The sequence below is a fragment of the Labedaea rhizosphaerae genome, from assembly GCF_004362825.1.
Classification (GTDB): domain Bacteria; phylum Actinomycetota; class Actinomycetes; order Mycobacteriales; family Pseudonocardiaceae; genus Labedaea; species Labedaea rhizosphaerae.
In genome coordinates this window covers 239316-252407 of sequence record NZ_SNXZ01000004.1, presented here as the reverse complement: position 1 = coordinate 252407, position 13092 = coordinate 239316, and the positions used below count along the sequence as shown (strand labels likewise).

General features: G+C 70.8%; 17 protein-coding genes. 7 read left to right on the top strand and 10 right to left on the bottom strand.

The annotated features are described in order from the left end of the window. Positions 1-11: 11 nt before the first annotated feature. Complete coding sequence (locus tag EV186_RS24040; RefSeq protein ID WP_133851662.1) at positions 12-977, bottom strand: zinc-binding dehydrogenase; 966 nt, start codon at positions 975-977, stop codon at positions 12-14. Between the two features lie 68 nt (positions 978-1045). Between EV186_RS24040 and EV186_RS24035 the strand changes: the two genes are divergently transcribed. From EV186_RS24035 to EV186_RS24025, 3 genes are read left to right on the top strand one after another with little or no spacing between them, the layout of a single operon-like run. Beyond that, on the top strand, positions 1046-1300 hold the full coding sequence (locus tag EV186_RS24035) for a hypothetical protein (protein WP_133851661.1): 255 nt from the start codon (positions 1046-1048) through the stop codon (positions 1298-1300). Positions 1301-1309: 9 nt separating this feature from the next. Continuing rightward, positions 1310-1720 carry a guanyl-specific ribonuclease gene (locus tag EV186_RS24030; RefSeq protein ID WP_133851660.1) on the top strand — a complete coding sequence of 137 codons (411 nt, stop codon included), beginning with the start codon at positions 1310-1312 and terminating at the stop codon, positions 1718-1720. Further along, on the top strand, positions 1720-2055 hold the full coding sequence (locus EV186_RS24025; RefSeq protein WP_133851659.1) for a barstar family protein: 336 nt from the start codon (positions 1720-1722) through the stop codon (positions 2053-2055). Before EV186_RS24030 ends, EV186_RS24025 begins: the two co-directional genes overlap by 1 nt. On the opposite strand, the gene EV186_RS24020 is transcribed toward EV186_RS24025, so the two are convergent. Beyond that, positions 2052-2507 (bottom strand): winged helix-turn-helix transcriptional regulator, encoded by a 456-nt coding sequence (locus EV186_RS24020; RefSeq protein ID WP_133851658.1) that lies wholly within the window; start codon positions 2505-2507, stop codon positions 2052-2054. The two genes, EV186_RS24025 and EV186_RS24020, sit on opposite strands and share 4 nt — an antisense overlap. A gap of 56 nt (positions 2508-2563) precedes the next feature. Here EV186_RS24020 and EV186_RS24015 point away from each other — a divergent pair, with 56 nt between their 5' ends. Next, positions 2564-3217, top strand: coding sequence for a DUF899 domain-containing protein (locus EV186_RS24015; RefSeq protein ID WP_133851657.1), 654 nt, complete (start codon positions 2564-2566; stop codon positions 3215-3217). Between the two features lie 50 nt (positions 3218-3267). Further along, complete coding sequence (locus EV186_RS24010; RefSeq protein ID WP_133851656.1) at positions 3268-3696, top strand: VOC family protein; 429 nt, start codon at positions 3268-3270, stop codon at positions 3694-3696. Here the strand turns inward: EV186_RS24010 and EV186_RS24005 are convergent, their stop codons facing one another. After that, positions 3697-4404: a TioE family transcriptional regulator gene (locus EV186_RS24005; RefSeq protein WP_133851655.1), complete on the bottom strand. Its 708-nt coding sequence runs from the start codon at positions 4402-4404 to the stop codon at positions 3697-3699. It abuts the gene before it with no gap. An 82-nt stretch (positions 4405-4486) separates the two neighbouring features. Between EV186_RS24005 and EV186_RS24000 the strand changes: the two genes are divergently transcribed. After that, entirely contained in the window at positions 4487-5614 is a 1128-nt protein-coding gene (locus EV186_RS24000; protein ID WP_133851654.1) for an erythromycin esterase family protein, read from the top strand. Positions 5615-5622: 8 nt separating this feature from the next. Here the strand turns inward: EV186_RS24000 and EV186_RS23995 are convergent, their stop codons facing one another. From EV186_RS23995 to EV186_RS23985, 3 genes are all read right to left on the bottom strand, one after another. Next, positions 5623-6396 carry an enoyl-CoA hydratase-related protein gene (locus EV186_RS23995; RefSeq protein ID WP_133851653.1) on the bottom strand — a complete coding sequence of 258 codons (774 nt, stop codon included), beginning with the start codon at positions 6394-6396 and terminating at the stop codon, positions 5623-5625. Between the two features lie 10 nt (positions 6397-6406). Then, positions 6407-8062, bottom strand: a complete 1656-nt coding sequence (locus EV186_RS23990; RefSeq protein WP_133851652.1) for a WXG100 family type VII secretion target — start codon at positions 8060-8062, stop codon at positions 6407-6409. Positions 8063-8137: 75 nt separating this feature from the next. Beyond that, positions 8138-8596, bottom strand: a complete 459-nt coding sequence (locus EV186_RS23985; RefSeq protein ID WP_133851651.1) for a DUF4396 domain-containing protein — start codon at positions 8594-8596, stop codon at positions 8138-8140. Between the two features lie 60 nt (positions 8597-8656). Here EV186_RS23985 and EV186_RS23980 point away from each other — a divergent pair, with 60 nt between their 5' ends. Further along, a complete protein-coding gene (locus EV186_RS23980) occupies positions 8657-9235 on the top strand; it encodes a maleylpyruvate isomerase N-terminal domain-containing protein (RefSeq protein WP_133851650.1) in 579 nt (192 codons plus the stop codon). A 419-nt stretch (positions 9236-9654) separates the two neighbouring features. On the opposite strand, the gene EV186_RS23975 is transcribed toward EV186_RS23980, so the two are convergent. Genes EV186_RS23975 through EV186_RS23960 form a run of 4 tightly spaced genes read right to left on the bottom strand, consistent with a single transcriptional unit; the run spans position 9655 to position 13092 of the window. Further along, positions 9655-10368: a sirohydrochlorin chelatase gene (locus EV186_RS23975; RefSeq protein ID WP_208115771.1), complete on the bottom strand. Its 714-nt coding sequence runs from the start codon at positions 10366-10368 to the stop codon at positions 9655-9657. Continuing rightward, complete coding sequence (locus tag EV186_RS23970) at positions 10365-11255, bottom strand: ABC transporter permease (protein ID WP_133851649.1); 891 nt, start codon at positions 11253-11255, stop codon at positions 10365-10367. The genes EV186_RS23975 and EV186_RS23970 overlap by 4 nt, the downstream gene beginning before the upstream one ends. Further along, complete coding sequence (locus tag EV186_RS23965; protein ID WP_133851648.1) at positions 11242-12036, bottom strand: ABC transporter ATP-binding protein; 795 nt, start codon at positions 12034-12036, stop codon at positions 11242-11244. Before EV186_RS23965 ends, EV186_RS23970 begins: the two co-directional genes overlap by 14 nt. Positions 12037-12045: 9 nt before the next feature. Further along, positions 12046-13092, bottom strand: coding sequence for an ABC transporter substrate-binding protein (locus EV186_RS23960; RefSeq protein ID WP_208115770.1), 1047 nt, complete (start codon positions 13090-13092; stop codon positions 12046-12048).

The following is a 13092-nucleotide window of genomic DNA, read 5'->3' as shown; positions in this document are numbered from 1 at the left end:
CGGCGGCGTGCCTACCGGGTGAAGACGATCTTCCCGTTCGTCTCGCCGTCGAGCATGGCGCGCATGCCTTGTGCCGCCTCGGTCATCGGGAGTTCGGAGCCGATCTTGGGCCGGATGCCGGCCTGGTCGCAGAAGCGCAGCAGGTCGCCGAGCTCTTCGCGGGTGCCCATCGTCGAGCCGACGACGCGCAGCTGCAGGAAGAACAGCCGCTGCAGTTCGGCCGCCGTCGCGTCGCCGCTGGTGGCGCCCGAGATCACGACGATGCCGCCGGGCTTGAGGGACTTCATGGTGTGCGACCAGGTGGCCTTGCCGACCGTTTCGAAGACGGCGTCGACCCGCTCGGGCAGGCGCGCGCCGGACTCGAAGGTCTCGTGGGCGCCGAGGTCGAGGGCCAGCGAACGCTTCGCCTCGGTGCGCCCTGTCACCCACACCCGCATGCCCGCCGCGCGACCCAGCTCGATCAACGCGGTCGACACGCCACCGGACGCGCCTTGCACGAGCATGGTCTGCCCGGGTCGCAGGCCGGACTTGGTGAACAGCATCCGGTAGGCGGTCAGCCACGCCGTGCCCATGCAGGCGGCCTCGGCGAACGACAGGCTCGACGGCTTCGGCAACGCGTTGCGCGCGGGCACCACGACGGTGTCCGCGAACGTGCCCTGGTGCTTCTCCGTGAGCAGGGTCCGCTTGGGGTCGAGGGTCTCGTCGCCGCGCCAGGCCGGGTCGCCGATCACCGAGTGCAGCACCACCTCGGTGCCGTCCTCGAGCACGCCGGCGCCGTCGCAGCCCAGGATCATCGGGAACTGGTCGGCCTTGATGCCCACGCCCCGCAGGGTCCAGAGGTCGTGCATGTTGAGGCTGGCCGCCCGCACGTTCACGGCGACCCAGCCTTCGGGCGCCTGCGGGTCCGGCCGCTCGCCGACGGCGAGTGCGGCGAGGGGATCGTCGGGCTTCGGCTCCGTTGCATACACCGCGAACATGTCTGGCAACCTAGTCCGCTCACCCTGGTCGCGCCCCGTGACACTGGTCATGCCGTAGGGTCGAGGCCGTGCAATGGCTGTCGGACTGGTGGAACGACATCGAGCTGTGGATGACGCAGCAGTCGTTCTGGCTGCAGTTCGCGTTGGTCATCGTGGTGGTCGGACCGCTGTGCGTCGGCGTTGCCTGGCTGATCGACCGGCTCGTCGACAAGGCGGCCGCCCGGTTCGGCCCGGCCCGGCGCGCGGGGCACAAGCTGCAAGCACTGCCGGAGCCCGAGCGGCGGCCGGAGCCCGGGGACCAGCCGGCCGGCACGGCTTCGTAGGCTCTCGGGGTGGGTTCGCGCAAGCGCATCACGCTCGCCCTGGTCGGGCTCGTGGTGCTGGTCGTCGTCGGCTGGCTGGTGAAGGAGAACACCGGCGACTCGTCGCCGCCGTCTTCATCTTCACCGTCGTCGTCCGGGATGCAGGTCAAGCCGCTCTCGCAGCTCCCGCCGGAGGTCGGCGACACCTGGCGGTTGATCGTCAAGGGCGGCCCGTACCCGTACCGGGAGGACGGTCAGACCTTCCAGAACCGCGAAGGCCTGCTGCCGCACGAGAAGACCGGTTACTACCGGGAGTACACAGTGGACACGCCGGGCAGCGACGACCGCGGCGCGCAGCGGCTGATCTACGGCTCCGGCAAGGAGTTGTACTACACCGCGGACCACTACAAGTCGTTCGTCGTCGTCGATCCGGAGCATTGATGCAGCAGGCGGACACCACCGAGGAAGCGCTGGCGACCTACCCGGACGCGACGCCGCACCTCATCGACGGCCCGGGCAGCAAGGCGAAGTTCATGACCGCCATCGCCGCCGCACTGTCCTTTCCGGACTGGTTCGGCCGCAACCTGGACGCGTTGCAGGACTGCGTCCGCGACCTGTCGTGGCTGGAGCCGGGCGAGCACCTGCTGGTCTGGCGCAACCCCGGTGCGTTGCGCGGCGGCGATGCGGCCACGTTCCACCACGTCGAGGACATCCTCACCCAGGCGGACGGCAGGACGGCGGGTGCCGTGACGCTGCACGTCGTCGCGGTGGACTAGGCGCGCTGGCCGGGGCCGGGCAGGACGTCGACGTCCGTGGCGTTCATCCGCTCGCCGCAGACCGAGCAGCGCAGCTCGACGTGGCTGATCTCGCCGCACGCGTGGTGGCGGTAGAGCACCGGCGGCCCGGCCTCGCCCGCGGTGAACCGGTCGCCCCAGCGGACCATCACCAGGAGCAGGTCGCAGAGTTCGCGGCCCTTCGCGGTCAGCGCGTACTCGAAGCGCGGCGGCCGGTCCGTGTACTGCTTGCGCTCCAGCACCTCCTGGCCGACCAGCCACTTCAGCCGTTCGGCGAGCACTTTGCGGGAGATGCCGAGCTCCTGCTGCAGCTGGTCGAACCGCGTGATGCCGACGTAGACGTCGCGCAGGATCAGTGGTGACCACGGCTCACCGATGACGTCGAGGGTGCGGGCGATCGAGCAGGCCATCTCGCCGAAGTGGGTGCGTTGCACGGTGCCATGCTAACGTAGATGGTTCCTTGAAGAAACTAACCGCGAGAGGGGCAGGCATGAATCGCCCGGAAGTCGTCACACCGCAGCAATGGCAGGCCGCGCGCGAGGAGTTGCTGGTCAAGGAGAAGGAACTCACCCACGCGCTGGACGCGCTGGCCGCCGAGCGGTGCAGGCTGCCGATGGTCCAGCTGAGCACCGATCACCGGTTCGTCGCGCCGGACCGCACCGAGGTCTCGCTGACCGACTTGTTCGACGGTCGCAGGCAGCTGGTGATCTACCACTTCATGCAGTCGCCCGATCAGGACTGGGTCTGTGCCGGCTGCGCGTCCTTCACCGACAACCTGGCCGGCGACCAGACGCACCTCAACCAGCGGGACACCCGGTTCATCCTGATGGCCCGCGCACCACAGGACGAGCTCGACGTGCTGCTCAAGCGGTTCGGCTGGACGCACCCGTGGTACACCGCGGGCCAGGGGTTCTACGACGAGATGGGGCTGGACGACCTCTTCGCGTTGACGGTGCTGCTGCGCGACGGCGACGAGGTGTTCCGCACCTACGCCACCACCCGCCGCGGCGTCGACCGGCTGCGCACCGACTTCAACCTGCTGGACCTCACGCCGTACGGGCGCCAGGAGCAATGGGAGGACTCACCCGAGGGCTGGCCGCAGACCGAGACGATGGCGTGGATCCAGCTCAGGGACGAGTACTGACGTCTGATTCGTACAAGCCGTGGCGTCGTCGTGGCGGCAGACTCGGTGGCATGGAACAGAACGTGCACTTCATCACCGTCGCCACGGACGACCTCGACGCGGTGCGGGCCTTCTACGTGGACGGCCTGGGCTGGGAGTCGCGACTGGACGTTCCTGGCAACATCATCTTCTTCCAGGTCGCGCCGGGCGTGATGCTCGGCCTGTTCGACAGCGCGACGTTCCGCGAGGACCTCGGCGGCGCGGTCACCGACACGAGCATCACCGGCCTGACGTTGTCCTACAACGTCGACGGGCCCGATGCGGTGGATCGCGTGATCGAGGAGGCCGCCGCCGCGGGCGCGCGGGTGGTCAAGAAGCCGCAGCGCGCGGCGTTCGGCGGCTACCACGGGCACTTCGCCGACCCGAACGGGCTGGTCTGGGAGGTCTGCCACAACCCCGGCTGGCGCATCGACGCCGACGGCACCGTGACGGTGAACTGACTAACCCACGCCGCGCAGGCGCAGGTACTCGCCGAGCCGGGCGGCGGCGTCCAGCATCGCCAGCCCCTGCGTCGTCAGCCGTTGCTGCCAGTCGTCCAAGGCGCCGGCCAGGGCCTCGGTGCCACCCGCGGTGCGGACCTGCTCGACGACCGTGCGGATGTGGTCGAGCGGGTAGCCGCCCCGGCGCAGCAGGCGCGTGAGCTCCGCATCCCGCAGGTCACTGGGCTGGTAAACCCGGTACCCGGTTCCCTTGTGGCGGTCCGGGACGAGAATGCCGGCGCGCTCCCAGTTGCGGACCGTCGCCGGCGTGACGCCGAGCCAGCGGGCGAGCTCGCCGATGGTGCGGGTGCTCGCCGGCGCCGCGAGTTCAGCGGCTTCGGAGGTGAGCGGGCCGACCGCTTTCCGCACCGTGGCAAGGGTTTCCCGGTCGCGGAGCAACTGGGCGTGCGCGCGGTCGATGAGCAGCAGCGCCTGGTCGAGCTGACCCTCGTTGGCCGCGAGCATGATCCGGCCCGCGCCCGCGTGGCCGTAGGCCGGGATGAGCGCGAGGAACGCCCGCAGCGCCGCCGCGTGCACGTCGGTGTAGGTGCGGTAGCCACTCGCGCTGCGCGCGGCGGGCGGCAGGAACCCGTCACGCTCGTAGTTGCGGACCGCCTGGGTCGAGATGCCGTGCTCGCGCGCGAGGTCGGCTGGCCTCAGGGTGGACATCGGTTTGAGACTCTAGCTCAAGTCCTCGCTGGTCGAGTTGTGCAAAGTCTCAACCGAGCTTTCAACGATACGCTTGAATCTCATGAGTCACGACATCCGCGCTTTCCTGCCCGCCGACTGCGACCTGCTGGGCATCGGCGAACCCACCCACCAGGAACCGGGCTTCGGTCGGATCCGTAACGAGTTGTTCGCACAGCTGACCGAGCTCGGCTTCCGTTCGGTCGCCATGGAGACCGACCGCGTGGCGGCGCTGGTCGTGGACGAGTTCGTCCGCGACGGCGTGGGCACCCTGGACACGGTGATGAGCGAGGGCTTCTCGCACGAATTCGGTGCGCTGGAACCCAACCGGGAGCTGGTTTCCTGGATGCACGAGTACAACATGGACCGTCCGCCCGCGGACCGCCTCGCCTTCCACGGCTTCGACGCGGCCATGGAGACGATGAGCGCGCCGAGCCCGCGCGCCTACCTCGAACACGCCCGCGACTACCTGGGCCTGGACCTCGACATCGCGAGCCTCGCCGGGGACGACGAGCAGTGGAGCCGGGTCGAAGCGGTCATGGACCCGGCCATGTCGCCGGGCGCGACGGCCGAGGCCGACCAGTTGCGCGTGCTCGCCGACGACCTGCTCCTCGCGCTCTACACGCGCGCCCCCGAGCTGATCGCGATCACGTCGCGGGCCCGGTGGCTCGCCGCCAAGGCGCACCTCACCGCGGGCCTGGGCTTGTTGCGCTACCACAAGCAGTGCGCGCAGCCGCTGGAACTCAACGCCCGGATCGCCAAGCTCTCCAACTGCCGCGACGCGCTCATGGCGCAGAACCTGCTGGAGCTCAGGCAGCTCGAGTCCGGCCGCGGCCCGACCCTGGTGTCCGCGCACAACAGCCACCTGCAACGCAGCCCGAGCGCCTGGCGCGACGACAACATCGACTTCGGCTGGCTCGGCGCGGGCGCGACGATCGGCGCGCTGCTGGGGCAGCGGTACACCGTGGTCGCGGGCAGCCTCGGGTGTAGCGCGGCGATCGGGCTGGCCGAGCCCCCGCCGCACACCTACGAGGCGTCACTGCAGGACCGCGTCACCGACTGGGCGCTCATCCCGACCGATGAGGTCGCGCCGGCCGAGAAACGCACCGACACGAACCCGCGGCAGGGCTACTTCCCGCTGGACAAGACGATCCTGGACGGGATCGACGTCGTCCTGCACCTGCGGGGCTAGCCAAATGTCTAGGCCTCGGGCACCCAGTTCGCCTTGCGCTTCTGCACGAACGAGGCGATGCCCTCCTGGCCTTCCTCGCCGGCGAAGTGCTTGGCGGACAGTTCGAGCATGTCGGCGAAGTCGTCGGCCATGGTCGCGGCCTTCTCCCGGCGCAGCATCTGCTTGGTCGCGGCGAGCGCGCCGGGCGCGCCCAGCACCAGCAGGTCGGTGTAGCGCCTGACCTCGGCGTCGAGCTGCTCGGCGGGCACCGCCGAGTTGATCAGACCGACCTGCGCGGCGCGCTTGCCGTCGAAGGTCTCGCCGGTGAGGAAGAGCTCGTGGGCGGCCCTGGGCAGCAGCCGGGGCAGCACCGTCACCGAGATCACCGCGGGCACCACACCGATGCGCACCTCGGTGAACGCGAACGTCGCGTTCTCGGCGGCGACCGCGATGTCGGCCGCCGCGACCATGCCGACACCGCCGGCGCGGGCCGGCCCTGAGAGGCGGGCGACCACGGGTTTGGGGCTGGTCCACAGTTGTTCGAGGATCTGCGGGAACTCCTGCACGCCTTGGGACTCGGAGCCCGCGGTGCCCGCCTCCTTGAGGTCCATGCCCGCGCAGAACACCGTCCCGGTGTGGGTCAGCACGATCACCCGGGCGGCGTCGTCCGCGGCGGCCGCGGTCAGGTGCGCCTTCAGTTCCCGGCGCAGCTGCGCGGACAGCGCGTTGCGGTTGTGCGGCGAGTCCAGCGTGATCGTCGCGATTCCCTTGGACACCTCGTAGTGCACCAGCTCGTCGGCCATGGGGTGCACCTTAGTTCGTGCCACCGAACCCGGCTGTGAGGAAATCCTCGAGACGCCGGTAGGTGTCGGCGCCGGCGATGAGGCCGTCCGCGGTGTCCCGCAACGATTGCGCGCCGGTTCCCAGCTCTTGGCCGCGGTCGGCCAGGTACCGGGTGACCGCGGCACTGAACGGGCCCGCGGCCGGCACGTCGCCGAGCACGTGGGCGACCAGCTGGAGCCCGCCGGTCACGTCGGCGGCGTTCTGCAGCTTCTCGGCCGAACCGTCGAGCTGCCCGGCCGCCTCGGTCAGGGCGTCGGGGTCGGTCTGGTAGCCGTCGCCGGAGTCGAGGCCGAGCTCGGTCAGCGGGGTCCGGGTGATGTCGTCGTGGTGGTCGTGGCCGTCGTCGTCGTACTTGTCGGCCCCGGACTCGTGCACGGTGACGATCTCGCCGTCGATCTCCTCGATCTCCTCGACGCCGTGGATCGGGTCGCCGTCGGCGTTGTCGCCGAGCCGGTACTCGTCCCGCGCGTCCCAGGTGTCCGGGTCCAGCAGGTCGAAGCCGCGGTAGTCGCGGTCCTGGGTGATGAACGAGCTGCCGCTCTCGCCGTCGGACTGGCTGAACACGAACTGGTCGTCGCGCACCACGACGCCCTGCACGTGTTGCGGGGTCGGGTATTCGCCGGGGACGTCGCCGCCCGCGTACGGGTCGGGCTCGCCGGTGGGCGTGACGCCCTTGATCGAACCGTCCTTGCCGGTGTTGAAGCTGTAGAGCTTCGGGTCGCCGTCGGTGGCGTACTGACCGATCCACAGCTTGCCGTCGGCGTAGGTGATGTAGCTGCTCGCCGGCACGTTGATCACCTGCGTCGGGTGCACGGTCGCGCCGGGCTGGGCTCGGTCGATCGCCTTCTGCGAGTACACGTAGACCTGGCTGGTCTGCGTGCCGTCGTCGTTCACCACGGTCGAGGTCACCCACACGTTGTCGCCGTGGGTGGCGACCCCGCCCGCGTGGTTGGGTGGCGCGCCGGTCGCGGGCTGACCGGCCGGGCCCGAGTACTCCAGGCCGCCGAGGTCGACGTGCTTCTGCTCCTCGCCGGTCGCGTTGTCGACCAGCGTGAGCCTGCTCTGCGAGTCGGCGTCCTTCGATTCGTTGTACGAGGTGACCAGCAGCTGGTCGCGGTCGGCCCGGTAGGCGAGCCCTTGCGGGATCCACGGCTGACCGGGGCCGACGTGCGTGAGATCGGTCCAGTCGCTGCTGCCGGGGTCGAGGTGGGTGGCGAGCGTGCCGAGCCTGCTCTCGTAGGTGTAGCGCGCGGCCAGCAGGTTCCGCTGGACGCTGAGGGCGAGGGCCGGGTCGGCGTTGCCCGCGGCGCGCCACGGCCGGATCGCGGAGTCAGCGGATCGGTGCAGGTCACCGTAGGCCGTTGCGGCGCCGGCGAGCACGCGGTCGACCGTGCGCAGCCGGCGGTAGACCTCGGCCGTGTCGGTGACGGTCGCCGAGACGTCGGTCAGGAACTCGGTGCGCGCGTCGCCCCGCCAGTGGGTCGCGGCGGTGGTGGCCCCTTCGGTGATCCCGTCCGCGGCGGCCCGCAAGGACGCCCGGACCTGCGTCAACGCCTTGCGGACCGCCGTGATCCCGGCCTCGTCGCCCGAGGTGAGCTTGCGGTAGAGGACCATCGGATCGGGCATGGGCGCTGCTCCCGGACTCGGACGAAACGTGCGTTCTGTTCAGAGTCCGCGGGGCGGCTTTCGGTTCCCGTGTGGTCAGTGGTGGTAGCGGTGCACCACGGCGTGACCCTTGCCGCGGCCGATCATCCAGCGGTTCACCGGCACGGTCACCACGAAGGCCAGCACGAGCGAGGCGGCAAGGCTGCCCCAGAACAGCGCCGACGCGAGGCCCGCGTCCATCGCGCCGGGGATGACCAGCACGAACGCGTTGTCGATGACCTCCATGACGGCGATCGACACGGTGTCCGCCGCGAACGCGATCGGGATGGCCACGCCGAGGGCGACGCCCGCGCGCAGGATCGGCCGCATGGTCAGCGAGTAGCCGAACAGGAACGCCAAGGCGATCGACAACACGACGGTGGCCGCGTTGCCCCAGCCGAAGGCCGTCCCGATGACCATGCCGAGCACCTCGCCGATGGCGCAGCCGGTGAGGCAGTGCAAGGTCGCCGTGATCGCGGTCCGCCAGGAGGAGTCGTGGTGCTGGTGTTCGGTCATGGTGCTGAGGGTACCCCCCTGGGGTATTTCCTGCCGGGTGATGTCGGTCATGCTCGTGGCGTGGAGCCAGCGATGGTGATCGAGGCTGCTCGAACGACGCGCAACGCGCTGGCGGGCGCGCCTCGGGACGCGTGGTCGGGTGAGGTGCCGCACCTCGACTGGACCGTGCGCGAGACGGTCGCGCACGCCATCAAGTCGGCGTACTTCTGCGGGATCGACCTGGCGGCCGGCGACCTGAGGATGCGCGCGCCCTCGGTCGTGGTGGACGCCGAAGCTCCGGTCGACCACCTGCTCGACGGCCTGCTCGGCGCCGCACGGCTCACGTCACACGTCGTGCGGGCGGCGGCACCGCACGCGCTGGGGTACGACCCGGATGGACCGGCGGACGCCAGCGGATTTGCCGCGATGTGCTGCGCGGAGTTGCTGATCCACGGCTGGGACGCGGCGACCGGTCTGGCGGTGCCCCTGACCGCGGACGCGCGGTTGGCGTCGGCGGTGCTTGCGCGGTTGTTCCCGGAACTCGTGCCGCAGGGAGATCCCTGGTCGGAGTTGTTGTGGGCTTGTGGCCGGATTGCCTTGCCCGGCAAGGGAAAGCGCGTCAACTGGACGTGGTGGGTGCGTCCACTCGACGAGCACTAGCGCGCCGCTTTCCTTGCTTCGCAAGCAAAACCCACGCTGTCGCCCTGTGGTTGAGTACCCGTGCCCCCACCCGCTCCGGGGGGCGACCCCGAAGCCAGTCTATCGGTTTTCCAACCCCGCAACGGGAAATAGCGGGATCTGTGGACAACTGCCCAGCTGTGGATAACTCCAAACGCGGGATGGTGAACGCGGGCGAGGCAGCACAAGAGGAGCGGGGAGGCGGGAGTGGACAGGCGGGCAGGCGAGAGCGGGCAGGCGGGCAGGCGAGAGCGGGCAGGCGGGAAGGGGCAGGTGGGCAGGCGGGCAGGGGAGAGCGGGCAGGGGAGAGCGGGCAGGCGAGGAGGCGGGCAGGCGGGGAGGCGGGCAGGCGGGGAGGCGGGCAGGCGGGAATGGAGAGGTGAGGGAGGCGGGAGCGGGAGTCAGGCGTAGCGGGCGGTGGCTTCTTCGGTGGCTGCCTCGTCGTGGCGCCGGAGCACCAGTTCGGCGACTTCCGGCGCCGGGCCCAGCGGTTCGGCGATGATCGCCGACGGATCGATCGCGTGGATCGCGGCCTCGATCCGGTCCGGGAGGCGGCCGGGCGCCAGGAACCACGACGCCACCGCGAGGCGTCGCGCCCCAGCAGAACGCAGCGCGGCCACCGCGTCGTCGACCGTGGGTGAGCCGGCCGACGCGAACGCCGCACGGGCGCGGGGCCACGAGCGGGCCAACGCGTGCACGGCGTCGGTCGAGGACCGGCGCGACGAGCCGGCCGCCGCCACCACGATCCCGAGCGACGGGTCGTCGAGCGACACCCCGGACTCACGCAACCGGCGCACCGCCGCCCGCCGAAGCAGCGGATCCGGTCCCAGCACCGAGGACACCGCCACCGACAGCCGCGGGTTGCGCGCCACCGCCTCGTGCACCAGGTTCGGCAGGTCCACGTCGGCGTGGAAAGCCCGGCCCAGCAACAAAGGCACGATCACGGCCCGCGACAGCCCGGCCAGCACATCGCCGACGCGGGGCGCGGACAAGTCGAGGAAGGCCACCCGCACGTCGAGACCCGGCCGCGCGGCGCGCACGACGTCGGCGAGCGCGGCGATCGTCGCGGCCGAGCGGGGGTCGCGGCTGCCGTGGGCCACCAATACCAAGCTCACAGCGCACCGCCGAGCCCACGCGCGGCCAGCACGACCCGCTCCAACGGGCGGAAGACCAGCAACTCGATCCCCACCCCCACGAAGAGGATCAACACGATCGCCGAGATCACGGTGGGCATGTCCGCGAGGAACCGGCCGTTGTCGAGGTACGCGCCGAGGCCGGTGCCGAGGTCGGGTGACGTGGCGATGATCTCCGCGGCCATCAGCGACCGCCACGAGAACGCCCAGCCCTGCTTGAGCCCGGCCAGGTAGCCGGGCAGTGCGGCCGGCAGCAGGATGTGCCGCGCCCCGGCCAGGCGCCCGGCGCCCATCACCTTCCCGGCTCGCGGCAGGATCGGCGGGATCTGGTCGATCCCGGCCACGAGACCGTTGGCGATCGACGGAATGCTGCCCAGCAGCAGCACCACGTAGATCGTCGTCGGGGTCACGCCGAACCACAGCACCGCGGCCGGCACCCACGCCACCGACGGCAGGCTCTGCAACCCGGACAACAACGGCCCGATCGCGGCGCGCACGAAGCGCACCTTGGCCACGACCAGGCCGATCGGCGTCGCGATCGCCACGCCGATCAGGAAGCCGAGCACGGCGCGGTGCACCGAGGTCCAGATGAAGCCGAGCGCCTCGCCGCTGGTCAACCGCGCCCACAGCTCGCCGCCGACCGTGGCCGGTGCGGGCAGCTTGAACTCCGGCCAGAACGCCAGGGCCCACAACGCCTGCCACACGCCGATGACCAGCACCAGCGTGACGAGCGGGGGCACCGCGGTGCGGGCGATCCGCCGCCACACCGGCGTCCGGCTGCTGCCGGGGTCCGGCGTGTCGAGCGCGTCGAGCCCGGCGGCGACCGCGTCGGGCTCGACGGTGTCCACGCCTGCGTCAGGCGGCGGCATGGCTCGAGATCACTTCACGCAACCGCCCGTTGATCTCGTCGACGGTCTTCGCCTCGCCGGCCGCCGACAGGCGGTCCACCTGCCATTCCTGCACGACCCGGCCGGGCCGCGACGACAGCAGCACCACGCGCTGCCCGAGCCGGACCGCCTCGCGCACGTCGTGGGTCACGAAGAGCACCGCGGTGCCGGTCGTGCGCCAGACGCGCAGCAGTTCGGCCTGCAGCACGTCGCGGGTGATCGCGTCGAGCGCGGAGAACGGCTCGTCCATGAGCAGGAGCGCCTGCTTGCCGCCACCCGCGCCGTGGACAGCCGACGCGAGCGCACGCGCCAGCGCCACGCGTTGCCGCATACCACCGGAGAGCTCGTGCGGGCGCTTGTCGCCGACCTCGCCGAGCCGCACCAGGTCCAGCAGTTCGGCGGTGCGCCGGCGCCGGTCCGCGCGCTTGACGCCCGCGATCCGCAGTGGCAGCTCCACGTTGCGCGACGCCGTCAGCCACGGCATCAACGCGGCCTCCTGGAACATGACCGCGGGCCGGGCGGTGTTCAGCTCGATCTCGCCGCCGGACACGGCATCCAGGCCCGCGACCAGGTTCAGCAGCGTGGTCTTGCCGCAACCGGACGCGCCGAGCAGGCACACGAATTCGCCCGGCTCGACCGCGAGGTCCACGCCGTCCAGCGCGACGACGGACCGTGCGCCGGTGCCGAAAGCCTTGCGCACTCCGGAAAGCCGCACCGCATGTTCCACAGTGGACTGGGTTTCGGGCTCGAGGATCGCGGTCATGTGCCTCTCCTACTTGTCCAGTCCGGCGGCGTCGACGGCCGGCTTGCCCGCCTTGGTCAGCACCGCGTTGAGCTGGGTGACGTCGAGGAACCCGTCCAGCGCGGGCGCGCTCTTCGCGATCCCGGCCGTGACCTGGTCCTTCGCGAGCTGCGGGTACGTGCTCGCCAGCGGGTCGGTGGAGAGCTGGATCCCCGTGAACGCCCGGTCGATGGTCGCGGCGGGCAGGGTCTTGCCGGTGAGCTGCTTGAGCTGGCGGTTCACCGCGGCCTTCGCCTCGGCGGGGTTCGACGCGGCCAGGTCGTTCGCGTCGAGGACGCCGCGCAGCACGGCCTGCACGGTCGCCGGGTGCTGCTGCAGGAACTGCGTGCGCACGATGACCACCGTCGTCGGGAACTTGCCGCCCGGCCACAGGGTCTTCTCGTCCACCAGGACCTTCGCGCCCGCGTCGAGCACCAGGCGCGAGGCCCACGGCTCGGGCACCCACGCGCCCGCGATGGTGCCCTTCTTGAACTCGTCGAGGGTCAGCGCGTTGTCGAGGTTCTGGATCTTGACGCCGGTCAGCTTCTGCTGCGCGATCCACTTCTTGAGGGCCACGTCCTGCGTGTTGCCCTGCTGCGGGTCGGCCACCGTCTTGCCGACGAGGTCGGCGGGGGAGTGGATGTCGCCGCGCACCACCAGTTGCGCGCCGCCCGAGGTGGCGCCGGAGACGACCCGCACGGTGTCCGGCCCGGACTTGGCGAACGCGTTGATCGCGGGCCCGGAACCGATGAACCCGATGTCCACCGAGCCGCCGAGCAGCGCGGCGGTCTCCTCGGGGCCGGCGTTGAACTTGACCGGGGTGAGCTTCGTCTTGCCCAGTTCCTTCTGGAACAGGCCCTGGTCGAGGCCGATCAACGCGGACGCGTGCGTGACGTTCGGGAAGTACGCCAGCTTGACCTCGGCCGCCGCACCTTGGTCGGCTTGCGGGGCAGCGGCGCCGTCGGGCTCACCGCGCCGCGAGCACGCGCTGAGCATCGCCAACGCCACGAGGACGATCGACAGGACACGCGTTTTCAT

Coding starts and splice junctions, on each gene's coding strand:
- EV186_RS24040 (WP_133851662.1), bottom strand. CDS start 977: ATGTTCGCGGTGTATGCAACGGAGCCGAAGCCCGACGATCCCCTCGCC.
- EV186_RS23965 (WP_133851648.1), bottom strand. CDS start 12,036: ATGACCGCGATCCTCGAGCCCGAAACCCAGTCCACTGTGGAACATGCG.
- EV186_RS24000 (WP_133851654.1), top strand. CDS start 4,487: ATGAGTCACGACATCCGCGCTTTCCTGCCCGCCGACTGCGACCTGCTG.
- EV186_RS23985 (WP_133851651.1), bottom strand. CDS start 8,596: ATGACCGAACACCAGCACCACGACTCCTCCTGGCGGACCGCGATCACG.
- EV186_RS24010 (WP_133851656.1), top strand. CDS start 3,268: ATGGAACAGAACGTGCACTTCATCACCGTCGCCACGGACGACCTCGAC.
- EV186_RS23995 (WP_133851653.1), bottom strand. CDS start 6,396: ATGGCCGACGAGCTGGTGCACTACGAGGTGTCCAAGGGAATCGCGACG.
- EV186_RS24005 (WP_133851655.1), bottom strand. CDS start 4,404: ATGTCCACCCTGAGGCCAGCCGACCTCGCGCGCGAGCACGGCATCTCG.
- EV186_RS23970 (WP_133851649.1), bottom strand. CDS start 11,255: ATGCCGCCGCCTGACGCAGGCGTGGACACCGTCGAGCCCGACGCGGTC.
- EV186_RS23960 (WP_208115770.1), bottom strand. CDS start 13,092: ATGAAAACGCGTGTCCTGTCGATCGTCCTCGTGGCGTTGGCGATGCTC.
- EV186_RS24015 (WP_133851657.1), top strand. CDS start 2,564: ATGAATCGCCCGGAAGTCGTCACACCGCAGCAATGGCAGGCCGCGCGC.
- EV186_RS24025 (WP_133851659.1), top strand. CDS start 1,720: ATGCAGCAGGCGGACACCACCGAGGAAGCGCTGGCGACCTACCCGGAC.
- EV186_RS23990 (WP_133851652.1), bottom strand. CDS start 8,062: ATGCCCGATCCGATGGTCCTCTACCGCAAGCTCACCTCGGGCGACGAG.